The organism is Thalassococcus profundi (assembly GCF_003344785.1).
GTDB lineage: Bacteria > Pseudomonadota > Alphaproteobacteria > Rhodobacterales > Rhodobacteraceae > Puniceibacterium > Puniceibacterium profundi.
Map to the genome: position 1 here is coordinate 231,885 of NZ_QPMK01000001.1, position 24,773 is coordinate 256,657.

16 protein-coding genes and 1 tRNA gene are annotated in these 24,773 nt (G+C 67.7%); 7 read left to right on the forward strand and 10 right to left on the reverse strand.

Going from position 1 to position 24,773, the window contains the following annotated elements; genetic code table 11:
- Positions 1 to 9 precede the first annotated feature (9 nt).
- Complete coding sequence (locus tag DU478_RS01080; protein ID WP_114509075.1) at positions 10 to 2,520, reverse strand: response regulator; 2,511 nt, start codon at positions 2,518 to 2,520, stop codon at positions 10 to 12.
- Between the two features lie 146 nt (positions 2,521 to 2,666).
- Between DU478_RS01080 and DU478_RS01085 the strand changes: the two genes are divergently transcribed.
- From DU478_RS01085 to DU478_RS01115, 7 genes are all read left to right on the forward strand, one after another.
- Complete coding sequence (locus tag DU478_RS01085; RefSeq protein ID WP_114509076.1) at positions 2,667 to 8,126, forward strand: alpha-2-macroglobulin family protein; 5,460 nt, start codon at positions 2,667 to 2,669, stop codon at positions 8,124 to 8,126.
- The gene (locus tag DU478_RS01090) at positions 8,123 to 8,683 is read left to right on the forward strand and encodes a putative glycolipid-binding domain-containing protein (protein ID WP_114509077.1); all 561 of its coding nucleotides are present in this window, start codon (positions 8,123 to 8,125) and stop codon (positions 8,681 to 8,683) included. The genes DU478_RS01085 and DU478_RS01090 overlap by 4 nt, the downstream gene beginning before the upstream one ends.
- Complete coding sequence (gene pbpC / locus DU478_RS01095) at positions 8,673 to 10,694, forward strand: penicillin-binding protein 1C (protein WP_114509078.1); 2,022 nt, start codon at positions 8,673 to 8,675, stop codon at positions 10,692 to 10,694. Before DU478_RS01090 ends, pbpC begins: the two co-directional genes overlap by 11 nt.
- A gap of 89 nt (positions 10,695 to 10,783) precedes the next feature.
- Positions 10,784 to 11,749, forward strand: a complete 966-nt coding sequence (locus DU478_RS01100; RefSeq protein WP_114509079.1) for a DMT family transporter — start codon at positions 10,784 to 10,786, stop codon at positions 11,747 to 11,749.
- Between the two features lie 44 nt (positions 11,750 to 11,793).
- A tRNA-Pro gene (locus DU478_RS01105) sits at positions 11,794 to 11,870 on the forward strand.
- Positions 11,871 to 12,499: 629 nt separating this feature from the next.
- Complete coding sequence (locus DU478_RS01110; protein WP_114509080.1) at positions 12,500 to 12,988, forward strand: peptidase associated/transthyretin-like domain-containing protein; 489 nt, start codon at positions 12,500 to 12,502, stop codon at positions 12,986 to 12,988.
- 2 nt (positions 12,989 to 12,990) lie between these two features.
- Positions 12,991 to 13,599 carry a ferric reductase-like transmembrane domain-containing protein gene (locus DU478_RS01115; RefSeq protein ID WP_114509081.1) on the forward strand — a complete coding sequence of 203 codons (609 nt, stop codon included), beginning with the start codon at positions 12,991 to 12,993 and terminating at the stop codon, positions 13,597 to 13,599.
- On the opposite strand, the gene DU478_RS01120 is transcribed toward DU478_RS01115, so the two are convergent.
- The 9 genes from DU478_RS01120 to DU478_RS01160 all read right to left on the reverse strand — a co-directional run bounded on the left by DU478_RS01120 (position 13,600) and on the right by DU478_RS01160 (position 24,757).
- Positions 13,600 to 15,342 carry a SulP family inorganic anion transporter gene (locus DU478_RS01120; RefSeq protein WP_114509082.1) on the reverse strand — a complete coding sequence of 581 codons (1,743 nt, stop codon included), beginning with the start codon at positions 15,340 to 15,342 and terminating at the stop codon, positions 13,600 to 13,602.
- Between the two features lie 33 nt (positions 15,343 to 15,375).
- Positions 15,376 to 16,260: an MBL fold metallo-hydrolase gene (locus DU478_RS01125; protein ID WP_114509083.1), complete on the reverse strand. Its 885-nt coding sequence runs from the start codon at positions 16,258 to 16,260 to the stop codon at positions 15,376 to 15,378.
- 114 nt (positions 16,261 to 16,374) lie between these two features.
- Entirely contained in the window at positions 16,375 to 17,826 is a 1,452-nt protein-coding gene (xylB, locus tag DU478_RS01130; RefSeq protein ID WP_114509084.1) for a xylulokinase, read from the reverse strand.
- A gap of 373 nt (positions 17,827 to 18,199) precedes the next feature.
- Positions 18,200 to 18,700, reverse strand: coding sequence for a DUF3299 domain-containing protein (locus DU478_RS01135; protein ID WP_114509085.1), 501 nt, complete (start codon positions 18,698 to 18,700; stop codon positions 18,200 to 18,202).
- On the reverse strand, positions 18,691 to 19,194 hold the full coding sequence (locus tag DU478_RS01140; protein ID WP_114509314.1) for a DUF3299 domain-containing protein: 504 nt from the start codon (positions 19,192 to 19,194) through the stop codon (positions 18,691 to 18,693). The genes DU478_RS01135 and DU478_RS01140 overlap by 10 nt, the downstream gene beginning before the upstream one ends.
- 5 nt (positions 19,195 to 19,199) lie before the next feature.
- The gene (locus DU478_RS01145; protein ID WP_114509086.1) at positions 19,200 to 20,450 is read right to left on the reverse strand and encodes an ABC transporter permease; all 1,251 of its coding nucleotides are present in this window, start codon (positions 20,448 to 20,450) and stop codon (positions 19,200 to 19,202) included.
- Positions 20,447 to 21,136, reverse strand: a complete 690-nt coding sequence (locus DU478_RS01150) for an ABC transporter ATP-binding protein (protein WP_114509087.1) — start codon at positions 21,134 to 21,136, stop codon at positions 20,447 to 20,449. The genes DU478_RS01145 and DU478_RS01150 overlap by 4 nt, the downstream gene beginning before the upstream one ends.
- Before the next feature lie 2 nt (positions 21,137 to 21,138).
- Positions 21,139 to 21,738: a ZrgA family zinc uptake protein gene (locus DU478_RS01155; RefSeq protein WP_114509088.1), complete on the reverse strand. Its 600-nt coding sequence runs from the start codon at positions 21,736 to 21,738 to the stop codon at positions 21,139 to 21,141.
- An 814-nt stretch (positions 21,739 to 22,552) separates the two neighbouring features.
- Complete coding sequence (locus DU478_RS01160) at positions 22,553 to 24,757, reverse strand: TRAP transporter permease (RefSeq protein WP_114509089.1); 2,205 nt, start codon at positions 24,755 to 24,757, stop codon at positions 22,553 to 22,555.
- Positions 24,758 to 24,773 lie beyond the last annotated feature (16 nt).

Consider the following 24,773-nt stretch of genomic DNA (forward strand, 5'->3'; position numbering starts at 1 on the left):
GCCGGCGCATCACGCCCGCGCCGCCGTCGCTGTGAGGGTGCCGTATTTCGCGATCATCGCGACAAGATCGGCCTTGCGCAGCGGTTTCGTGAGGTAGTCGTCCAATCCCGCCGCAAGGATCGCCGCGCGGTCGCCGTCCATCGCATGGGCGGTCACCGCCACGATCGGCACATGCGGCCCCGCGCCTTCCAGCCCGCGGATTTCGCGGGTCGCCTGTTTGCCGTCCATGCCGGGCATGGAAATGTCCATGAAGACAAGGTGGGGCCGCGCCTCCTGAAAGGCCGCGACCGCCTCGAACCCATCGTTGGCGATGCGCAGGTCGAGGTCGAGCGCCTTGACCATCTTGCGGAAGACCATCTGATTGGTCTTGTTGTCTTCGGCCAGCAAGACCCGCAGCGACCCGCCCGGATGTGCCTTTGCGGGCGCTGCCTGGGGCGGCGCCGCAGCCCCGGTGTTCAACGCGGCAAGCGCGGTGAACAGCGTCCGGCGCTGCACCGGCTTTTGCAGGACCGCCTGCACCGCGGTGCGCGCCGGATCGCCGTTGAGGGCGGCGGGTGAGCCGCTCATCACGAGGATCGGACAGGCACGGCCCTGATGTCGCAGCTTTGCGGCCAGAGTCAGGCCGTCGGTATCGGGCAGATCCTGTTCGATCACCACGAGGTCGGCAGGATCGGTCATGGCATCCAGCGCGTCTCCGCCGGTCTGGCAGAAATCGACCTGCAGGCCAAGAAATTCGAGCTGTCGGGCCAGGATGCTGCGATTGGGGCCAAGATCGTCGACCACCAGCGCGCGGCGCATCTGGGCAGGCAGGGCGATACCCGGCACCTCGACGGGTTCGTCCACCGGCAAGGTCACGCGGAATCCGAAGCACGACCCGCGGCCAAGCTCCGACTCGACCCAGATCTCGCCGTCCATGAGGGTGACCAGCCGGCGGGTGATCGCCAGGCCCAGGCCGGTGCCTTCGAACTGGCGGTTGCGGTCGTCCTCGACCTGGTTGAATTCGCCGAAGACGTGCTCGATCTTGTCGTGTGGAATGCCGATGCCGGTGTCCTCCACGGTGAGGGTCAGGGCGATCCGGCCGTCGTCCTGCGGCACGCCCAGAAGCCGCACCAGCACATGGCCCTGAACGGTGAATTTCACCGCGTTGCCCAGAAGGTTGGTCAGCACCTGCCGCAGCCGCCCCGGATCGCCGATGAACCGCGTCGGCAGGAACATGTCGTAATCCACCAGCAGCGCCAGGCCCTTGTCGCGCGCGATCGGCTGCAGCAGCATCATCACCTCGTGCACGGCCTTTTCCAGATCGAAGGGCTCGGGGTGCAGGATCAGCTTGTCGGCCTCGATCTTGGAATAATCCAGCACGTCGTTGATGATCACCAGAAGCGACTCGCCGGAATTGCGGATCGTTTCGGCATAGAGCCGTTGTTCCTCGCTCAGATCGGCCTCGAGCAGCAGGTCGGCCATACCGACGACGCCGTTCATGGGCGTGCGGATCTCGTGGCTCATGTTGGCGAGGAAGGTCGATTTCGCCCGGTTGGCCGCCTCGGCGCGTTCGCGCGCCGCCTTGAGGTCGGCCTCGGTCGCCTTGAGCGAGGAGATGTCGATGCGCAGCCCGACCCGCCCGCCGTCCGAGGTTTGCTTTTCGAAGACCCTGATCCATCTGCCGTCGGGCAGGCGCTGTTCCAGCTCGGTCATCGGGCGGCGATGATGGGCCAGCCGTTCCTCGAGCCAGTCCTCCTCGCGACCGATGGCATCGAGGTACTGACCCCTGGCCAGACCGGCGCGCAGGATCTCTTCGAAGGTGGCGCCCGGGACGATGGCATCGGCGCTTTGCGCGTAAAGTCGGCGGCAGGGCTCGTTGCAGACCAGCAGCCGGTCCTCGGCATCATAGAGTACGAAACCGTCGGGGATCTCATGCATCGCCGACCACATCCGCATGAGATCGGTCATGTCGACGGCAAGGCTCACGATGCCGCCGTCCGGGGTGCGGCGGTCCTGAATCTTGATGAATTGCCCGGTCCAGAGGCGGATGGTTTCGGGCGGGATCGGGGTTTCGTCCCAGCGCGACAGCATGCGCAGTTTCCATGTCTCCGGCGCTTCGCCCTGCAGGTCGACGATGCCTTCTTCGACCATCATGTCGACCACATGGGCAAAGCTCGCGCCGGGGCGGATCGTGTCGAGCCCATCGAAGATGCGCAGGTAGGACGGGTTGGCCAGTTCCAGCAGCCGGTCGGCATTGAACATGGCAAAGCCGTCGCGCACCGTCTCAAGCGCTTTCCAGAGCTGACTTTCGACCACGACGATCTTTTGCTGCGCCACGCCGAGCGCGGATTTCACCCGCTGGTTCTCGGTCCGGACGGTGGCGACTTCGGCCCTGGTTTCGACGATCTCGTGGCCCAGCTGCTTGGCATGCAGGCCCAGCTTGCGGTTCGCCGCAAAAAGCTCTGCCTGCTTGAGTTCGAGCAGGCGCTCCGCCGCCAGCCGCGCGCGCCGTTCCTCTGCCAGCTTCTTGGCGATGTCCATGCCGCCCTCCGTCCCGCCGGGAACCGTCTTGGCGGATGGTGGTGAATATCCGTTTAACCGCCGAGCTTTGGATGGGGTGGGGGAATCGTTGCCAGTGCGGCACCCGGCATGCCACGATAAGATATTTCCGCATCGGGAGATTTGTCATGCGCCCCATCCTGTCCGCCCTCGCCTTTATGCTGTTGCTGGCCGGTCCGGCGCTGGCGCAGGCCACGGACGGGACCCCGGTGCCCGACCGGCGGCTTGTGGTCACCCGCGACGTGGATTTCTACGGCGCCGATCTTCAGGCGCTGTTCGACACCACGCTCGACGCCTGCCAGGCCGCCTGCCTCAACAATTCCGCCTGCCGGGCCTTCACCTTCAACAGCCGATCCAATGCCTGTTTCCCGAAAAGCACGATCAGCGACCGGCAGCCCTACGAAGGTGCGATCTCGGCGCAGGTGCTGCCCACCGACCCCGACACGCTGAGCCTCGCCCCCGCCCGCGCCACCGACCTTGGCTTTCTCGAACGCGGCGACCTTGCCGCGGCGCGGGACGAGGCCGAAGCGCTCGCCGTGCGCCACGGCGGCGGGCAGTGGACGGTGGACCAGCTGACCCAGACCGCGCGCGAGCAGGAGGCCGCAGGCAACCTGCGCAGCGCCGTGCACTGGACCGGGGCGGCGCTCGCGCAGACCGACGCGGCGGCGGGCTGGCTGGATTACGCGCGGCTGTCGGAGCGCTTTGCCGCGACGCTGAACGGCTCCGAGGCCCGGAATTTCCGCGACCGCGTGCGGCTTGCCGCGATCAACGCCTACCTGCGCGCCGGTCCCGCGCCGCTGCGCGCCGAGGCGTTGCTGACCCTGGCCCGCGCGTTGGAAGACGACAACCGCGGGTCCGAGACGATCCCGGCGCTGCGGCTGGCCGACGCACTGGCGCCGCGGCCCGAGATCACCGCTTTGCTCGACGAGGCCATCGGCAAATACGGCTTCCGCATCGTCGAGCACACGGTGGAATCGGACCTCGCCAGCCCGCGCATCTGCGCCGAATTCTCGGAACCGCTGGTTCGGGCCGGTCTCGATTACACACCTTTCGTCGGCCTGCCCGATCCGCGCCTCGCCGTGCAGGCCGAGGACCGCCGCGTCTGTGTCGAGGGCGTGACCCACGGCAGCCGCTACCGCATCACCTTCCGCGCCGGTCTGCCCGCCGCCAGCGGCGAAGAGACGGTGAAGGACGTGAGCCTCGACCTCTACGTCCGCGACCGTCAACCCGACCTTCGGTTCCCCGGCCGCGCCTACGTGCTGCCGCGCAGCGCCGATGCGGGCATCCCGATCGAGACGGTGAACCTCTCCGAAGTCGATCTGACCCTGCGTCGGGTCAGCGACCGCAACCTGCTGCGCACCATGCAGGACGATTACTTCGGACGCCCCCTGTCGCAGTACCAGAAGCAGCGCTTCGACGACCAGATCGCCGAGGAGATCTGGACCGGCAAAGGCACGGTCGAGAACCGGCTGAACGCCGACGTGCTGACCCGCCTGCCGATGGGCGATGTGCTGGGCGACCTGCCCGCCGGGGTTTACACATTGTCCGCGGCGGTGCCGGGGGTCGATGTCTACGACGACCCGGGCGCGACGCAATGGTTCATCCTGTCGGACATCGGCCTGACCACGCTCGCAGGCACCGACGGGCTCACGGTCTTTGCCCGCGGTCTGGGCGATGCCGCGGCGCTCGAGGGGCTGGAGGTCACGCTGCTCTCCGCATCGAACCGGGTGCTCGACACGGCGCAGACCGACGCGGAGGGCGTCGCACGCTTCGGCGCGGGTCTGATGCGGGGCACCGGCGGGGCGGCCCCGGCGCTGGTCATGGCGACGCGAGGCGATGACGACATGGCCTTCCTGTCGCTCACCGATCCGGCCTTCGACCTGTCGGACCGGGGCGTCGAGGGGCGCGCGCCCGCCGGCGCCATCGACGCCTTCCTCGCCACCGACCGCGGGGCCTATCGCGCCGGAGAGGTGATCCATGCCACCGCGCTGATGCGCGATGCGCAGGCCGCCGCCTTGCCGGACCTGCCGGTGACGGCGGTGCTGACCCGGCCCGACGGGGTGGAACATGCGCGCCTCGTGTCGACCGAGGATCGCGCCGGCGGTCATGTCTTCGACCTGCCGCTGGCGCCTTCGGTGCCGCGCGGTACCTGGCGGCTGGCGCTTTTCGCCGACCCCGAGGCCCCGCCGCTCGCCGACCGCACCCTGCTGGTCGAGGATTTCGTGCCCGAGAAGATCGACTTCGACCTGACCCTGCCCGAGGGGCCGATCCGGGTCTCCGAACCGCCAAGGCTCGACGTCTACGCCCGTTACCTCTTTGGCGCGCCGGGGGCCGACCTGCCAATCGAGGGCGAGGTGTCTCTGGCGCCGCAGCGCAGCCTCGACGCCTATCCCGGCTACCTCTTCGGCCGCTTCGACGCCGAGACGGGACGCACCGCCCGCAGCCTGCCCGGCGATCTGCGCACCGACGCCGGGGGCAGTGCCAGCATCGCGCTGACGCTGCCGGAGCCGGAAACCGATGGCACGCCGTTCGAGATGACAGCGACCCTGCGCCTGTCCGAAGGATCGGGCCGCCCGGTCGAACGCCGCATCACCCGCCCCGTTGCCCCCGCCGCGCCGATGATCGGCATCAGGCCGCTCTTCGATGGAGTGGTGGCCGAGAACACCCGCGCCGGGTTCGAACTGCGTGCGGTGAGCCCTGAGCTTGAACCGGCCGAGATGGAGGTCCGCTGGACGCTCAACCGGATCACCACGCGCTACCAGTGGTACGAGCTTTACGGCAACTGGGACTGGGAACCGGTCACCACCCGCAGCAGCGTCGCGACCGGCGACGCGACACTGGGCGTGGACCCTGTGACGGTCGAGGCGCCGGTGGAATGGGGCCGGTACGAGCTGGTCGTGGAACGCAGCGACGGCGCCTATGTCGCGTCGTCGGTCGAGCTCTACGCGGGCTGGTACGCGCCCGCCAACACTTCCGCCACGCCCGACACGCTGGAGCTGTCGCTCGATGCCGAAGCCTATCGCCCCGGCGACACGGCAGAGCTGCGCATCGTGCCGCGCTACGCGGGCACGGCGCTGGTCACCGTGCTGGCCGACCGGGTGATCTCCATGCAGGCGGTCGAGGTCGGCGAAGGCGAGACGGTGATCCCGCTCGAGGTGACGGACGACTGGGGCGCAGGCGCTTACGTCACCGCGCAGGTGATCCGCCCGATGGACGTGGCGGCGGGCCAGAACCCGGCACGGAGCCTTGGCCTCGCCCATGCCGGCATCGACCCCGGCGACAAGCGGCTGTCGGTCAGCCTCGACGCGCCGGCAGAGTCGCAGCCGCGCGGACCGCTGGAGGCCACGCTGCGCGTCGACGGCGCGGCAGAGGGCGACACCGCCTATGCCACCGTCGCCGCGGTTGACCTGGGCATCCTCAACCTCACCGGGTTCGACAGCCCCGATCCGTCCGCGCATTACTTCGGGCAACGGCGGCTGGGAGTCGAGATCCGCGATGTCTATGGCCGCCTCATCGACGGCATGAACGGCGCCATGGGGCAGGTTCGGTCGGGCGGCGATGCGCTGTCGGACATGCGCCTGCAATCCCCGCCGCCGACCGAAGAGCTGGTGGCGCTGTTCTCGGGACCGATCACTGTCGGGCCGGATGGCACCGCCGCCCTCTCCTTCGACATTCCCGAATTCAACGGCACCGTGCGGCTGATGGCCGTGGCCTGGACGGCAAACGGCGTCGGAGAGGCCGAAGCGGATGTGCTGGTGCGAGACCCGGTGGTGGTGAGTGCCGCCCTGCCTCGGTTCCTCGCCCCCGGCGACAGCACCCGGCTGCAGCTGGACATCGTGCACGCCTCGGGTCCGGCAGGCCGCATGGGGATCGAGGTCGTCTCCGATGCGGGGCTGCAACTCGACACCTCCGCCCTGCCGTCCGAGTTTGACCTTGCGGCAGGCGCCACGCAGCGTATCACGGTGCCGCTGACCGCCGGTCAGCCCGGCGACCCGACGCTGCGCGTGGCCCTGACCACGCCGGACGGCACGCGGCTGGACAAGACTCTGACGCTGGGCATTCGGGCCAACGATCCGCCGGTCTCGGCCACGCGGCGCTTCAGCCTCGCGCCCGGGCAGACCTTCACGCTGGACGGCGCGGTGTTCGACGGGTTGCGGCCCGACACGGCGTCGGCGTACCTCTCGGCCGGACCGTTGGCGCGGCTCGACGCGCCCGGGCTGATCGCATCGCTCGACCGCTATCCCTATGGCTGCACCGAACAGGTGGCATCGCAGGCGATGCCGCTGCTGTACCTGTCGTCCGTGACCGAGGCGATGGGGCTGGGCGACCGGGACCGGATGGAAACCCGCATCGACGAGGCGGTGACGCGAATCCTGACCCGGCAGACGGCAGGCGGCGCCTTCGGCCTCTGGCGGGCGGATTCGGGGGATTTCTGGCTCGATGGGTACGTCACGGATTTCCTGGGCCGCGCCCGCGCCGCCGGACATGACGTGCCGCAGCGCGCCTTCGACGCGGCCCTCGACAATCTGCGCAACCGGATTTCCTATGCGCCGGATTTCGATGCCGACAGCAACGGCGGCGGCGCCGACATCGCCTATGCGCTGATGGTCTTGGCGCGCGAAGGACAGGCGGCGATGGGCGACCTGCGCTACTATGCCGACACCAAGTCCGACAGCTTTGCCACGCCCCTGGCCTTGGCGCAGCTGGGCGCCGCGCTGGCGCAATACGGCGACCAGACCCGCGCCGATGCGATGTTCGCCAAGGCTGCCGCGCGACTCTCTGCTGCGCCGCAGGACGATGCGCCGGTCTGGCGCGAGGATTACGGCACAGCGCTGCGCGACGCGGCGGGGCTGCTGACGCTGGCGGCGGAGAACGGGTCGACCGCCGTGGACCGCGAGGCCCTGGTGACGCGGGTCGCCGCCGCCGGCCGCACCCTGTCCACGCAGGAGCAAAGCTGGGCGCTGCTGGCCGCCCATGCGCTGGTGCAAGACCCGACGGTGTCAGGCCTGACGGTCGACGGCACGCCGGTCACCGGGCCCTTCGTGCGGCGGCTGGAGGGCGATGCGCTGACCGCGCAGGAAATCGCCAACACCGGCACCGGACCCACCGACATCACGCTGACGACCCTCGGCGTGCCCGAGGTTCCGGCCCCGGCGGGCGGATACGGCTATGCCATAGAACGCGCCTATTTCCGCATGGATGGCACGCCGCTGGACAGCCCCGTGGCGCAGGGCGACCGGCTGGTGACGGTGCTGACCGTGCGCCCGGCCGAAGAGACCGGCGCACGGCTGATGATCGACGATCCGCTGCCCGCGGGGTTCGAGATCGACAACCCCAACCTGCTGCGCGGAGGAGATATCGCGGCATTGGAATGGCTCGAAACGGCCGAGGCCGAACATGCCGAATTCCGCGCCGACCGGTTCCTCGCGGCGGTGAACTGGCGCAGCGACCGGCCCTTGCGGCTGGCCTATATCGTCCGGGCCGTGAGCCCCGGCACGTTCCATCATCCCGCCGCCTCGGTCGAGGACATGTACCGCCCGCAATACCGTGCCCGCACCGAGACCGGGCAGGTCAGCATCGCGCCATGACCGCACGCACCGTCGCCACCCTGCACTGGCGCGCCCTCGACCGCTCGGGTGAGGACAGCTGCCGGCTGAGCCAGCTGCCCAGCGGCTGGATGCTGGTGGGCCATGCACGCTTCGGCATCGACGGCGACTGGTCGGCGCTCGATTACGTCGTGCGCTGCGATACCGACTGGCACACCACGAGCGCCGATATCTCCGGCCTGCACGGCGGCGACAAGATCGCGCTACACGTGCTGCATCTGGGAAACGACTGGACTGTCAACGACGCGCCACAGCCGCAGCTCGCGGGCGCGGTGGACATCGACCTGGGCTTCACCCCCGCCACCAACCTGATGCCGCTGCGGCGCCTGCCCGACATCGGCCGCATGACGGTGCGCGCGGCCTGGCTGCGCAGTCCCGACCTGCCGCTGGAGCCGCTGGACCAGACCTATACCCGCGCCCGCGGCGGCCTTGTGCATTACACCGCCGCGCAGACCGGCTACCAGACCCAGCTCAAGGTGAACGAGCACGGGTTCGTCACGCTCTACCCGGACCTCTGGGAAGCGAATCATGCGCCCTGAACGCTGGCTGCTGGCGCTGGTGCTGGTGCTCTGGTCCGGGGCGCTGGCACGGGACCGTCTGGACCTGTGGATCGCCGACACGGTGCTGCCGCCGCTGGTGCACGACACCTCGGCCGAGGTGCGGGCGCGCGATGGCACGCTGCTGCGCGCCTACACGGTGCCGGGAGATTTCTGGCGCATGGCGGTGTCCGCCGACCGGGTCGATCCGCTGTTCCTGCGGATGCTGCTGGCCTACGAGGACAAGCGGTTCCACGGGCACGGTGGGGTCGATGCCTGGGCGATGCTGCGCGCGACCAGCCAGACGATACGTGCGGGGCGCGTGGTCTCGGGCGGCTCGACGCTGACGATGCAGGTGGCGCGTCTGCTCGAGGACGGGCCGACCGGCGACTGGCGCGGCAAGCTGCGGCAGGTGCGTGTGGCGCTGGCGCTGGAGCGGCGGCTGGACAAGACGCAGATCCTGTCGCTCTACCTGCACCTGGCGCCCTACGGCGGCAATATCGAGGGGCTGCGCGCCGCGACGCTGTCGTACTTCGGCAAGGAACCGCTGCGCCTGACCCCGGCCGAGGCGGCGCTGCTGGTGGCCCTGCCGCAGGCGCCCGAGGCCCGCCGCCCGGACCGCTTTCCCGACGCAGCCCATGCAGCCCGCGATCGGGTGCTGGCGCGAATGGCCGACGCCGGCGTGCTGAGCGCGGAGGCGGCTGCGGCAGCCCGGCGCGACCCGTCGCCGGACAGGCGCCTGCCGATGCCGATGCTGGCGCCGCACCTGGCCGACCGGGCCGTGGCAATCGGACCGGGGCGGCATCCCTTGACCGTGGACGCCCGCCTGCAGGCGCGTCTGGAACAGCTGGCGACACGCGCCATGGCGCGCCGCGACCCGCGGCTGTCGCTGGCCATCGTCCTGGCGGATCACGAGACCGGAGACATCCTCGCCTCGGTCGGATCGCCGGGATACGACACCGGCGCCGGGCAGGGCTTCGTCGACATGACCCGGGCGCTGCGCTCGCCCGGCTCGACGCTGAAACCGCTGGTCTACGGGCTGGCCTTCGACCGCGGGCTGGCGCATCCCGAAACGCTGATCTCGGACACGCCCGTGCAGTTCGGCCGATACGCGCCGCAGAATTTCGACGGCGTGTTCCGCGGCGAGCTGTCGGTGGCGCGGGCGCTGCAGCTGTCGCTCAACATTCCCGTGGTGCGGCTGACCGAGGCGCTGGGACCGGCGCATGTGATGGCCGCTTTGCGCCGCAGCGGCGCCACGCCCGCCCTGCCCGGCGGACAGGCCGGGCTGGCGATCAGCCTTGGCGGGCTGGGCCTCGCGCTCGAAGACCTCGTGCAGGTCTACGCGATGCTGGCGCAGCAGGGCGATGCGCGGCCCCTGCGCTGGCGGATGGACGCCGCCACGGCAGAGGCCGAACGGGTGATGAGCGCCCGCGCTGCCTGGTCGGTCGGGCATGTGCTGGCCGGGATCGCGCCGCCGCCCGGTGCCGGCCAACCGGGGCGCGTGGCCTTCAAGACAGGGACGTCCTACGGCCACCGCGACGCGCTGGCCATCGGCTTCGACGGGCGGCACGTGGCCGGCGTCTGGATGGGCCGGCCCGACGGCACGCCGGTGCCGGGCGCCTTCGGCGGCGACCTCGCCGCGCCGCTGCTGTTCGAGGTGCTGGGTCAGGTGCGGCACGAACCGCTGCCGCCGCCGCCTCCCGACGCGCTGCTGGTCGCGAACGCCGAGTTGCCGCTGCCGCTGCGCCGCTTCGGCGCGGGAACCGAACCGAACGTGCCGCCGCTGACCCTCGCCTTCCCCCCCGACGGCGCGCGGATGGCAGGCGGCGACGGCGTGCCGATGCGCTTGCGCGACGGCGCCCCGCCCTACACGGTGCTGGCCAACGGCGCGGTGATCGCCGCCAACCTCCGCCAACCGGCCTTTACCGTGCCGCTGACCGAACCCGGCTTTTCCACCCTTTCGGTGATCGACAGCGCCGGTCGCGCGGCGCGGGTGCAGATCGAACTGCGCTGAAGCCCGCCTGTCGCGGCTTTTGTGTTTCCCCTTGCCCGCGCCCCGTTCTAAGGAGGCGATGTTAACGCCACCATTTCCGCGGAGCCGTCATGGGACCCAATGCCAGGGGCGCGCTGCTGTCGCTTTTGTCCTTTGCCCTCTACGCCACGCACGACCTGATCGTGAAGGGGCTGGGCGCGACCTACAGCCCGTTCCAGATCGTGTTCTTCAGCGTGCTGTTCAGCTTTCCGCTGGTGGTGGTCATGCTGATCCGCGATTCGCAGCCCGGCCACCTGCGCCCGGTGCATCCCTGGTGGACCGCGATCCGCACCGCGGCCGCGGTGATCACCGGCGGTGCCGCCTTCTATGCCTTTTCGAACCTGCCGCTGGCGCAGGTTTACGCGCTGATCTTCGCGGCGCCGCTGATCATCACCATCCTGTCGATCCCGATCCTGGGCGAGCGCGTGCGCCTGCGCCGCTGGATCGCGGTGATCGTCGGCCTTTGCGGCGTGATCGTGGTGCTGCGCCCCGGGGTCACCGCCCTGACGCCCGCGCACCTTGCCGGGCTGGTGGCCGCCGTCGGATCGGCGCTTGCCTCGATCATCGTGCGCAAGATCGGCAACGACGAACGCGCCGAGGTGCTGGTGCTCTACCCGATGCTGACGAATTTTGTTGTGATGGGCGCGCTTACGGCCTTCGTCTACGTGCCGATGCCGCTGGAACACCTGGCGCTCAACGCGACCATGGCGGTGCTGGGCTTTGTCGCCTCGGTCGTCATCATCTACGCCTACAAGGCGGCCGAGGCGGTGATCGTGGCGCCCATGCAGTATTCTCAGATCCTCTGGGCGGTGGTCTTCGGCGCGGCCTTCTTCGACGAATGGCCCGATGGCGTGACGCTCTTCGGTGCGGCGATCATCATCGCCAGCGGCGTCTACATCGTGCTGCGCGAAGGCGGCGGCGGCGCCTCCGAGAACACGCCGGTGCTGCGCAATCGCAGCCGCTACGATACCGCGATCCTGCCGCGGATCAGCACGCTCTTGCAGCTCTTTGCACGTCGAACCGCGCGGCGCGACTGACCCCTTGCCAAACCGCGCGTTACGCACTATCCCGCCCGCACGGTCGGAGTGTAGCGCAGCCTGGTAGCGCACCTGCTTCGGGAGCAGGGGGTCGGAGGTTCGAATCCTCTCACTCCGACCAGTTTCCCTTGATGAATGATCGACGCCTCCGCCCTGTCGGGTCCGGCAATGGACTTCGGATGGCGCTGTGGCCTTGGTCGGCGTGCCAGTCATGTCCTTTGCGCGCGTTGCGGACGCGCCGATTCATGACGCCCTGAGGATCGGCGACGAGCCTTTCGCAACTCTCGCCCGCGCGGAATCAAGGCCGAAGGCCGCCGCGCATCGCCGGGCCGCCCCCCGGCACGGCGATGTGTCTGCCACAATCGCACCGATCCGATCTCTTTCGGATCTGCGGGCATAAAGCTCTGCCACAGATACGTTGCATCGCCGCACCGCGGCCCGTCGATGCGCGGCTTGGCAACGTCCGCTTCGTCCGCAACGTTGCTCTGGGGCTGCGCTCGTTTCGGACAAGCCGCGCTTGGAAACTGGGCGCTCTCTTTGCCGTCTCAAGATCGGGCTACGTGACTTCAAGCTGGCGGAAACCGCCCCAAAGAAGTCCCATGGTTCGCTAGTCTCACACTCCGACCCGTCTCCGCACGGCGGTCTTCACGATGCTGTGCAACCGGTTCGCCAACGATCCGTGCGTGTCTATGTTATGAAGCAATCAAACCCGTAACGCCTGCAACACGCGTCCAGAGACGGAGGACCGACATGACATTTGATCACCCCAATCGCCGTACCGTCCTCGCCGGAGCCGGTGCGATGATCCTCACCGCGGCAAACGGCCTGATCGTGCCTGCCCGCGCGCAGGGCGTGGCGCCCACGCCGTCGATGCGCGGCGGGGCCAACAACTACCGTCCCGGCGCACCCATCGTCGAAAGCATCGGCGGCGGCGGGTTCCTGATGACCGGCACCGTGCGCCGCGCCGGCGACGGCGCACCGCTGCCGAACCAGCGCATCCAGATCTGGGCGCATACGACCGAAGGCCACGAGCGCGACCCGCAGAGCCATGGCGCCACGCTGACCGACGCCAATGGGCAGTTCCAGATGGACATGCCGCAGATCGTGCCGGCCTTCGGACAGGCGCACGGGCATCTCGCCTATGACAGCGGCGATTTTCAGACCGTGTTCCTGCGCCCGGTGATGGCCAGCGCGCGCGACACGTCGCTGCAGGCCGATTTCGTCCTGCAACCCGCCTGAGCGTGACGCCCCGGATCAAATCCGCATTGCTCTGGGGCGGTCTGGCGGCGGCCCTTGGCGGACCTGTCGCCGTGGCCGCCACCAGCCCGCTGCTGGAATGGCGCCAGCCGGTCTATATCGCGGCGGGTCTTGCCGGTGTGATCGGCCTTTCTTGTCTGTTGCTGCAACCTTTGCTGGCGGGCGGGCTCCTGCCCGGCCTTGGCATGCGGCGCAGTCGGTATGTGCACCGGTTCATCGGCGTTGGTCTTTTGGTCGCCGTCCTTGTGCATGTGGGCGGCCTCTGGATCACAAGTCCGCCGGACGTGGTGGATGCGCTGACCTTCACCTCGGCCACATCGTTCTCCGCCTGGGGCGTGATCGCCATGTGGGCCACCTTTGCGGCGGCGCTGGTAGCGGCCCTGCGCCCGCGCCTGTCGCCCCGGCGCTTCCGCCTCGGTCACAGCGCGCTGGTCGCCGTGGTCGTCCTCACCACCGTCGTCCACGCCGCGCTGATCGACGGGACGATGGGCACGGTGTCGAAATGGATGCTCTGCGCACTCGCGCTTGCCGCCACCGCCAAGGTGCTGGCTGATCTGCGCGTCTGGCGCCTGTTCATGCGGCGTCGCGCCTGATCATTGCGTTGCCAGCGCCGGGTCGGTTTCGGGCCGGGCCAAGGCTTGCCATGCGTGAAATTGCGACAGGAAGACCTTGCCGTTCAGATGGTCGAGGAAATGCGTCGCCCGCAGCCGATCCATCACCGGCCCCTTGACCTCGGACAGGTGAAGACCGACGCCCATGTCCGACAGTCGGCTGTTGATCGCCTCGAGGCTTTCCAGCGCCGAGTAATCCACTGCGTTCACCGCCGAGAACATCAGCACCACGTTGCGCACGTCGCAGCCGTCGCTGACCCGCGCCTGCAGCAGGTCCTCGAGAAAGCGCGCATTGGCGAAATAAAGGCTCTCGTCCACCCGCAGCGTCACAAGGTCGTCCTGGGTGATGACCTCGTGCCGGTGGATGTTGCGGAAATGCTCGGTCCCCGGAACGCGGCCCACCTCGGCCACATGCGGGCGCGAGGTCTTGAAAAGGTGCAGCAGGATCGACAGGCCGACGCCCGCACCGACTCCGACCTCGACCCCCGCCAGCAGGGTCAGCGCCATGGTCGCGGCGACGGCGGTGAAATCGGCGCGGCTGTACGCCCAGGTCTTCTGCAGGATGGTGACGTCCACGAGGCTGAGAACCGCGACGATGATCGTCGCCGCGAGCGTGGCGTTGGGCAGGTAATAGACCAGCGGCGTGAGCGCCACCGCCGCGATGGCAAGACCTGCGGCGGTAAAGGCACCTGCGGCGGGTGTTTCGGCGCCGGCGTCGAAATTCACCACCGAGCGGGAAAACCCGCCCGTGACCGGAAAGCCTCCGGTGAAAGCGGCGCCAAGGTTGGCGGCGCCGAGGCCGATCAGCTCCTGATCCGGATCGATACGCTGGCGCTTCTTCGCGGCGAGCGTCTGGGCGACCGAGACGGATTCGACGAATCCGATCACCGAAATCAGGATCGCGGGCAGCAGAAGTTGGGCCAGCAAGTCGGGCGTGAGGCCGGGCAGAGTCAGCGGCGGCAGGCTTTGCGGCACCGCGCCGACGATCCGCACGCCTAGCGCGTCGAGGTCCAGCACCCAGACCGCCAGCGTCGTCAGCACCACCGCCGCTACCGGCCCGGCCTTGGTCGCCACGTCCGCCGCCCTGGCGCCAAGGCCCGCGCGGCGCAGCGCCGGTTTCAGACCCTTGCGCGCCCAATATAGAAACGCCGTGGCGGCCAGCCCGATCAGGCCGGTGATGACGTTGATCTGTCCCAGATGCGACCAGAGACCGTGCAGCATCTCGGGCAGCGTATGGCCCGAGCCATCGACACCGAGGATATGCCTGAGCTGGCTGGTGGCGATCAGGATGCCCGAGGCGGTGATGAAGCCCGCGATCACCGGGTGGCTGAGGAAATTGGCCAGGAAGCCCAGCCGCAACACACCCAGCAGCACCAGGAAGCCGCCCGACAGGAACGCCAGCGTCAGCGCCGCCACCGCGTAGCCCGCCGTGCCCTGTTCCGCGACCTGCCCGATGGCCGAGGCGGTGAGCAGCGACACCACCGCCACCGGCCCAACCGCCAGCGCCCGGCTGGTGCCGAAGATCGCGTAGAGGACGATGGGCGCGATGGAGGCGTAGAGGCCCGCCTCTGGCGGCAGCCCGGCCAGCAGCGCGTAGGCCAGCGACTGCGGGATCAGCATGATGGTGACGATGACGGCGGCGATCAGGTCGTTCGACAGCGCCGCGTGGTCATAGCGCGCGCCCCAGTCGAGGATCGGCAAGTAGCTGCGCAGGCGCGGAGGCATGACTTTGTCTTTCTATCGACGGGCGCGAAGGTCTCAGAGTCCGTTCAGCGGCACCTTGAGCATCGGGCGGCCGTCCTTGTCGGTCGGCACGGTGCCGGCGCGCATGTTCACCTGCAGCGACGGGATGATGAGCTTGGGCATGGCCAGCTGCGCGTCGCGCTCGGTACGAAAACGGATGAACTCCTCGCGGGTCTTGCCGCCGCCGACGTGGATGTTGTTGGCCTTCTCCTCGGCCACCGAGGTCTCCCACTGGATGTCGCGCCCGCCGGGGCCGTAATCGTGGCACATGAAAAGCCGCATCTCGTCCGGCAGGCTCAGCACCTTCTGAATCGAATCGTAGAGCTGCCCGGCATCGCCGCCGGGGAAATCCGCGCGGGCCGATCCGCCGTCGGGCATGAAGAGCGTGTCACCCACAAAGGCAGCGTTGCCCAGCACATGCACCATGCAGGCGGGCGTGTGACCGGGGGTGTAGAGCGCCACCGCCGTCATGCCGCCGATCCGGTAGGTGTCGCCATCTTCAAAGAGCGCGTCAAACTGCGACCCGTCGCGCTGGAATTCGGTGCCTTCGTTGAAGATCTTGCCGAAGGTGTCCTGCACCTCCATGATCTTCGACCCGATGCCGATCTTGCCGCCCAGCCGCTGCTGCAGGTACGGCGCCGCCGACAGGTGGTCGGCATGGACATGGGTTTCTATGATCCATTCGAGCGTCAGGCCCCGCTCTTCGATCTCGGCGATCAGCGCGTCGGCGTGGTCGTAGGTAATGCGCCCGGCGGCATAGTCGATGTCCATCACCGAATCGACAATGGCGCATGCGTCGGAGCCCGGGTCCTTGACGATATAGCTGATGGTGTTGGTCGCCGCGTCGAAATGCGCGGTGACCTCGGGCTGCACGGTGAGGTCGATGGGATATGCGGTCATGAAGTCCTCCCGAAGGCAAGGCGTGATGGGCGGCGCAGTCGTCACATGCCCCACATCATATTCATTAATTTTTATGTGTTTTGCGCCGCCGATGTCAACGGCTGTCGCACCGCGCTATTGCACCGCCTTGATCGCCGGATAAGCGGCGCGGAACGCCGCATAGGCGTCGTCGAACGCATCGCGCATTCCGGGGTCGGGGTCGATGGCGTCGCCCAGCGCAGGCCGGGTCATCACCTCGCCCGCATCGGTGCCCGTCGCGGCCACCATGCCCAGCCGCGCGGCACCCAGCGCCGCGCCGAATTCGCCGCCCTCGGGACGCCTCAGCGGCACGCCCAGCACCGTCGCGATCAGCCGTAGCCAATAGGCCGAGGCCGTCCCGCCGCCGATGGCGATGAGGCTGTCGAGCCGCGCGCCGGTCGCCCGCAGCGCCTCGAAACTGTCGCGCAGGCCAAAGGCCACGCCCTCGAGCACGGCGCGGGTCAGGTCGTCGCGGTCGCTGCCCGCGGCAAGGCCGGTAAAGGCGCCGCGGATCTCCGCATCGTTATGCGGCGTGCGTTCGCCCGAAAGGTACGGCAGGAACCGCACCGGGCCGGGCGTTTGCAGATCCGGGCCGAGCCCAGCGGTCAGGTCGGCGGGTTTGCACCCGGCGATCCGCGCCAGCCAGTTCAGGCTGTCGGTGGCCGAAAGCATCACGCCCATCTGGTACCATTGCCCCGGCACCGCGTGGCAGAAGGTGTGCAGCGCGGTGTCGGGCGCCGGGCGGTAGCCGTCCCGCGCCGCCAGCAGCACACCCGAGGTGCCCAGCGAGACAAAGCCGTCGCCTTCGGCCAGCGCGCCGATGCCGCAGGCCGCGGCGGCGTTGTCCCCGGCCCCGCCGGCGACGCTGACCGGACCTTTCAGGCCCCACTTGCTGCAAAGCGACTCGCGTAGACGGCCCGCCTCGGCCGCCCCCTCCACAAGCCTCGGCATCTGGTCGCGGCGCATGTGGCCTGCGTCGAGCAGCCGGTCGGACCAGTCCCGCGCGCCGACGTCGAGCCACGAGGTCCCGGCGCTGTCGGACATGTCCGCGACGTGATCGCCGGTGAGGTAGAGATTCAGGTAGGCAGCCGGCAGAAGCACCTTGGCGACGCGGTCGAAAACCTCGGGTTCATGGGCGCGGACCCAGTCCAGCTTGGGCGCGGTGAAGCCCGGAAAGACGATGTTGCCCGACAGCGCGCGGACGTCGTCGGCGACGTCGAGCCGGGCGGCCTCGGCATGGGACCGGGTGTCGTTCCAGAGGATGCAGGGCCGCAGAACCGCGTCGGAGGCATCCAGCAGGGTCGCACCGTGCATGTGACCGGCGACGCCGATGCCGCGCAGGCCTGCGAACTCCGGGCAATTGGCGCGCAACTCCTCGACCGCACCGTCCAGCGCGGCGATCCAGTCGGCCGGATCCTGTTCGGACCAGCCGGAATGGGGGTGCGCAACGTCGTAATGCCGCTCGGCCGAGGCCAGCGGCACGCCGTCCGCATCGACAAGCAGCGCCCGCAACCCGGACGTGCCGAGATCAATTCCCAGATAGGCCATGGTCCTCCTCCTTCCTGCGCTTCGCCGTCGTGTGCCGGGGCGCGTCATGCGCGGGCCCGATGGTTTCCGATGCCGATACGCCGCGCCGGACACATGTCGCGGACGGCGCGCAGGGATGTTCGCCGTCGGTTTCCAGGGTCAGCGGCACCGGCGGTGCGCGACCTGATCCGTCTCCTACTGCTTTCGCTGCCTGCATGGAAGCGCAGTTGTTCCGCGCCGCCGTGTCGGCGCGCTCCGAAGCCGCGATACTGGCATGGCTTTTCGCACGATCTGTCCGTCGGTCGGTGCAGCGCCTTCACCGCGGCCGCCATGGCAAAGCGGTCCGGACGGGTATTCAGAGCGAGGGCACGGGCATAGCCGTTCCGACGCTGTCCTAGTACGCGCGGATATCCTCGGCGGAGAGTGCATATCCGATATCGGCCAGCTGGGTCGACATCGACGCCGTTCCGAACATGCCGGTCACGGTCACCGGTTCGAACATGCCAGAGCTTTCATAGGGCGTTTCGGTGGTGACAAAGACAAGCTGGTTGGCCGGGGGCGGCTGCACGTGCACGCAGGCACCGACATAGGGCACCAGGATAAATGCGGTGACGCCGGTCGCTCTCTGGTCGATCGGAACGATGAAGCCCGACAACCTGACGATCCGGCCCGTCCAGTCGGTGCGCACGCCCGTCGACGCGGGCTGGCGCGCGGCAAGACTGCTTTCGTCATGCGGCAGGATGCCTGCAAGGTTGCCGGGAAGCGAAAAATCGTCTTCGGGCAAGAGGTCGCGCCATTCGATGTCGATCACGGTATCGGCGAAACCGGCGCGGGCGAGGCCCGCGGCTGCGAGGCCGAGCAGCAGGGTACGGCGCGACGGCACGGCTATTGCCATTGGTAGGCCTCGATCGTCTTGGCCTCGAGCTGGTAGCCGACATCGGCGATCTGGGTCGACATCGCCTTGGCCGACAGACGTCCGTAGACCCAGACAGGATCCCAGAGGGATTCGTTGGGCCAGGGGGTCTGCGTGGTTACGAAGACAAGCTGGTTCGGCGGCGGTGGCGGCACATGGATACAGGCCCCTACGTAAGGCACGAGCATGAAGCTGGTGACACCGGCCGAGGTCACGTCGAAGGGGATGATGTAGCCGGGCAGCTTGACCGGCTTGCCGTCCAGCCGGGTGTTCACCTTGCGCGCATTCGCGTCGAACTCGGGAACCCAGGTGTCGTTCACCTCGTCGATCTGGCCGGGGCCGACGATCTCGCCATAGGGGACGCCGGAGGGGATCAGATCGTCCCAGGTGATTTCCCGGAACGGGTTGGCCAAGGCACGACCGGGCACGAGGCTCGCTGCGGCGCAGGCAAGGACGGTGCGTCGGGACAGGGGCATCTGGGTCATATCCGGATCATCATGCCATCGGCCAGCGACAGGCGATAGGCCCGAAGCGCGGGCAGCAGGCTCGTCAGCGCCGCCGCACCGATCACAGCTGCGAGAGCCGACAGTTCCCGCGCCGACGGTGGGGCGATCGGCAGCCAGAGGCCGAAAGCGCTGTCGACCAGCGGCTGCGCGACGGTCAGTCCGACGTAGAGCAGAACCAGCCCCAGAACCGCGCCGATGGCGGCCATCAGCGCCGCTTCGAGCACCAGCAGGCCGAGGATCGTCGCGGGCCGCGCCCCCATGGCCCGCCAGATCGCCATTTCCCGGCGCCGTTCGTTCAGAGAGGAGAAGATCATCGCCATCATGCCCAGCAACGCGGTTATCACCACCATGGCAGAGACGCCGATGAGCGCGGTTTCGGCCACGCCGACGATCTGCCAGAGCTCCTGCAACGCGACGCCGGGAAGGATCGCGAGCAGCGGTTCTTCGGGGTATTCGTTGATCGCGCGTTGCAGGCCGAAGATCTGCAGACGAGACTCGACGCCGACAAGGGCGGCGGTGATGGCGGAAGGTGTCAGGTCCATCTCCCGGATCCGCTCTACCGGCGTCGTCTGGCCGGGGACCTGCGCGCCCGAACGCCAGTCGACGTGGATCGCCTCGATGGCTTCGAGACTGACGATCACCGTCCGGTCGACCGGCGTGCCGGTGCGGTCGATGATCCCGGCGATGCGGAAGGGTTGATCGTCGTGGTCGGTGAAACTGGCCAGCCCGTGCGACACCACGACGGGGTCGCCGACCTCGTAACCCAGCGTCGCCGCGACCTCGGCGCCGATCACCGCATCGTAAAGGTCGTCCAGACCGTGGCCCTGCCCGATCTCGAGAGACCGACCGCCGCGATATTTGTAGTGGTCGAAGAACGCCTGCGTCGTGCCCATCACCCGGAACTGCCGGTGGCTGTCGCCGAGGGAGATGGGCACGATCCAGTCGACTTCGGGCCGGGCGGCGATGTCCTGGTAGCTTTCCCAGGTCACGTTGTTCGTCGCATTGCCGATCCGGAACACCGAATACAGAAGCAGCTGGACCGACCCGGACCGCGCGCCGACGATCAGGTCGGTCCCCGAGATCGTGTCGGCGAAACTGGCCCGCGCACCGGTGCGAACCTTTTCGACACCGAGGAACAGCGCGACCGACAGGGCGATGGCGAGGATCGTCATCCCGACCGTCAGAGCCCGCGCCATGAGCGAGCCAAGGGCGAGGCGCAGGATCATGCCGTCCTCCGTTCGGTTCGCGCGATGTCTGCGAGGCGCACGACCCGGTCGAACCGCGCGCCCAGGCGTTCGTCGTGGCTGACCATCAGCAGCGACGATCCGGTGGCGGCGATGCGGTCGAAGAGCAGCCCGAGAAAGCTGTCCTGCGTCGCGGCATCCAGGGCCGAGGTCGGTTCGTCGGCGACGATCAGCGGCGGCTGTCCGATCAGGGCGCGCGCGACGGCGACCCGCTGCTGCTGACCGACCGACAGGCGACCGGCTGTGGTGCCGGTGATCCCGTCGGGCAAGCCGAGGGCCGAACAGAGACCCGCGGCCTCGTCCGGTGCCGCGCGCTTGCGCCGCTCCGGGGCAAAACGCAGCGGCAGCAGGATATTGTCCGATACGCTGGCATAGGGCAGCAGGTTGAAATGCTGGAAGATCACGCCGATCCGTTCGGCCCGGAACCGGTCCCGCGCTCCGGCGCGCAGGGTCGCAATATCGGTGCCTCCGACCGCGACACAGCCGCTGTCGGCGGTGACGATGCCGCAAATCAGCGACAGCAGCGTCGACTTGCCCGACCCGCTTTCACCCAGAAGCAAAACGCTTTCGCTCTGCGCCATGCGGAACTCCGGCACGGACAGCGCGAACGATGACCGCCCCGGCCAGCGGAAGCGGACGTCGTCCAGGGCCAGTGCCGGGTCCGTCATGGTCACTCCAGCTTCAATTCAGGCGCGGCGCGGCCGATCTCGGCCCGACCGGCGCCGGATTCGGTGCCGAATTGCGCCGCGATTTCCTGCGCGTTTTCGAAGGTGTCGAAGAACGGGAAGCCGATGGTGGTCAGCGCACCCTGGTCCTCGCAGTCGAAGGCATAGGTCAAATGGAACGCGCTGTGCTGGGCCTCGTCGGCGTGATTGCCGTCATGGTTGTCCCCGGCGTGTTCTTCTTGCTCGTGATCCTCCGCCATGTGATCTTCCGCATCGTCATGGTCGCGATCGCCGGAGTGCAGTTCGGCCAGGACCTTTGTCAGGTGACAACCGGCGGCGGCGGGCAGGGTCACCACATTCTCGGGCATCAGCATCTGGCGGATGGCGGCCTCGACCGCATCCCTGTCCTCGGCAGAACTGGACTCGTATTCGAAGCCGACGATGTCCATGCCGGGGGCCAGGATGCCGACATGTACCGTGCCGTCCTCGATGGCGATTTCCGCGGTGGAAACGCCGTGCACATGCGCGTCGATTTCGCGGCTGTCCTGTGCGACGGCTCCCGTGGCGAGCGAAGCGGCGACGAGCGTCAGAGGGATCGGTCTCATGGCAGGTCCTTTCCCGACGATTGATGAAGAGTTGCACGGACCTTTGCAACGCCCCGGCGCCACGCGGCGCGGTCACATCCGCGTTTTTCGGGCGGCGGGCCGAGCATCAGGACGCCATCCCACCTCTGCCCGTCAGGCGCCGGATCGCGGCCCGCCACTAATTGTGTGATCGAGGAAAGCGCGTCCGGTATTGTTTCCTGCGTCTGAACGCGGATTCAGCCCGGACCGCACACTGTCAAACGTCCTGAATAGCGCCCTTGCAAAACGCCGCGCCGTGAAACCCACGGCGCGCCGTCACCGGTGTAGGGGCGCGAATATTTCTTCGTAGGGAATTCAATGAAATTAGACGGTTAGCCGCAGAAGCGTGACCACATTTTTTCGTCGTGTTCGCCCATATTTTTCGCATCGCGGGAACCCGACCAAACATCGCTGTCGACCGATGTCGCGCATCGGCAAGCCCATTGCCTATCAGTGATCCAATGCACGAAGATTGGGCGGAAACCGGAAGTTCGCCAAGAGTGCGAGAAGAGCAAGCCGATCAGTCGAAACCGGACATTAAATGATGCTGCGAGATTGCTCTAAGTTCCGGCTAATCGATCACGCCGAGTAGAAATTGGCTTCGGCAGTTTGCATCCTTTTTCCCAATGCCAGAGCAGCTCATTGCTGCAGACGGCATCATTCGGTCATGATACTACGCAGGAGCCTACCCTATATCCAAAATTCCTATCCCGTGGGTGTGGCTATCGAGACTGATCGTGAGAGCCCTTGGAAGGCCCGCAAGAGATCAAGGCGTGCAGTCTCAGACCTTCCGGATTTAATCGGAGCCATGCGCGAATTCTGATGCGCCGACTCGCCCCCTTTGAACAGCGATCAACGCAATCGCAATGGCCAGCCCGATCCCGTCCGTGATCCAGCCGCCGGCGATCATCGTGAGCCCACCTGCTGCAAGAGCGATCCGCACCGCGGGGTTTGCATGTCCGAAAAACCAGCCCTGAACGGCGCATGACAGAAGGTACACGCCGATGATGGCGGTGACGGCTATATGGCCGATCTCGAACCAGGTTCCGTTCAGGAGCATCGCTGGTGAATAGAAAAACATGTAGGGTACGACGAAAGCCGCCAGGCCGATCTTGAAGCTTTCGACGCTGGTCCGGATCGGGTCGGACCCTGCGAGGGCAGAGCCTGCATAGGCGGCGAGAGCCACTGGCGGTGTGATCGCAGACATCACTGCGAAATAGAATATGAAGAGATGCGCAGTCAGGGGTGCCACGCCAAGATTGATGACGCCCGGCGCGATCACGCTTGCTGCAACGGCATAGGCAGCCGTCGTGGGCATACCCATGCCAAGGATGATCGATACGACCATGGCGAAGAACAGCGCGAGGATCTGGCTTTGATCCGCAAGCGCCAGCAGCACGGTCGAGAAGCGCGACCCGATGCCGGTCAACGCAATGACACCGACGATGATGCCGGCCGTCGCACAGACGGCGACCAGTTGCAGCACCATGCGCGCGCCGTTGTCGAGCGCCTGGAACAACTGCCGCGGTCCCATGCGGTGCGGCGTGAGCCACGACACCACGGCCGCCGTGATCATAGCCAGCGTCCCGCAACGGATGACCGAGTAGCCCGCGAACAGCGCGTAGATCAGCACCACGATCGGCAGGAAGAGGTAGATTTGCTTGGCCAGCTTCGCGAGCTTAGGCAGTTCGTCGCGCGGCAAGCCTTTCATGTTCGCCTTCTTCGCGGCCAGATCGACCATGAAGTAGACCGACACGAAGTAGATGACCGCTGGGATGATCGCGGCATAGACGATGTCCATGTAGGGAATGCCGGTGATCTCGGCCATGATGAAAGCGCCCGCCCCCATGATCGGCGGCATGATCTGCCCGCCGGTGCTGGCTGCCGCCTCGACGGCTGCGGAGGTCTGCTTGCGGTAGCCGACCTTCTTCATCATCGGGATGGTCAGCGAGCCAGTCGCCACGACATTGCCCGCCGAGGTCCCGTTGATCATGCCCATCAGGCCAGAGGCGAAGATCGCCACCTTGGCCGGCCCGCCGCGCCGATGCCCTGCTGCGGCGAACGCCAAGTTCACGAAGTACTCTCCCACGCGGGTGGTCTGAAGGAAGGCCGCGAAGACGACGAACAGGATGATGTAGGTCGACGAGATAGCGATCGGCGCGCCCAGCACGCCGTTGTCGGTAAAGATGTACGAGAAGAACCGCTTCACGTCGTAACCGCGGTGTTCGAATATCCCCGGAAGCCAAGGCCCGGCAAAGGCGTAAGCAACGAAAACCGATGCGATGATGACAAGTGCCAGGCCCGCGAGGCGGCGCGTCAGTTCGATGATCAGCAACACGCCCGTGATGGCCGACCACATGTCGCCGGGCAGCGCCATGGGCATCCCGGCGCGGAGCTGCAGCTGTCGGGCAAAGAAAATGAGGTAACCCGTGAACGCCATGGCAGCCAGCGCGAGCAGCACGTCACCCGGCGCGAAACGCATCCGGCCGTGATGCGGGAAGATCCACCCGTGCACGATGGCCAGCGCGGTTCCCAGCGTCAGCGGTATGCCGAACGTCGACATGGCCCATTGCGGCGGCATGCGCTCTCCGAGGATCGTGCCGTTGATCCAGATCGCCGCGACGCCAAGCAGCCCGTAGAGGATACCGGCACCGGAGAGCGCCAGCAGAATTTTCGATGCGATGCTCTCTCGCTGAGTTGCGTCCGTACCGTCCGGAAACGCGGTCGAGCCGAACAGCAGAAAGCCCAGAAGCAGGCCGCCGCCAACGTGGGTGAGGCGATACGCCCAAGTCTCGAGCGGATAGACGTTCATCACCAGGAGGTGGAAGACCGTGTAGGCGACGCAAAGGATCGCGATAAGGGCGTTGCGGCCGCCCGTGAATAGTCTCTGGTTCGCGGCCACGGGGTCGTTGTCCACGTTGGCCCGGGCCAGTTCCTGCTCGATCGCGGTCTTGCCATCTTCCCGGCTGTCACCGGGCGTCGTTTGCTGCGCTTGGCTCATCGTTCGGACCCCTCGG